The following is a 276-nucleotide window of genomic DNA, read 5'->3' on the forward strand; positions in this document are numbered from 1 at the left end:
CGCCCGAGCCGAGGAAAATGTCGGTGCTTGAGTGGCGCGCCGCTCGAAAGAAAATCGACGCAGCGTTCGACAAGCTTGAGAGCGTTGGCATCGTCGCCTTGCATGACGTGGGCCGTACGCAGGAAGACGGTTTTGCGGATGCCTCTGCGTTGTTCAGGGAGCGCGGTGGCTCCGAGGCCGGGCTCTCCGGCATGTGTTTCTATACCCGGCAAGACCTCGATCGGGCCAAGCGCAGCAGTGATCTCGCCCTGGCTTTCTGGGGCGGGCCGGGAGGTG

1 protein-coding gene is annotated in these 276 nt (G+C 63.8%); it reads left to right on the forward strand.

The window, feature by feature from the left end; translation table 11 throughout:
• Positions 1-23 precede the first annotated feature (23 nt).
• Positions 24-276 (forward strand): DUF6891 domain-containing protein (locus RVY79_RS19485; RefSeq protein WP_411161755.1); only part of this gene is annotated, 253 nt, incomplete at its 3' end.

The sequence above is a fragment of the Chromohalobacter sp. HP20-39 genome, assembly GCF_033052815.1.
GTDB lineage: Bacteria > Pseudomonadota > Gammaproteobacteria > Pseudomonadales > Halomonadaceae > Chromohalobacter.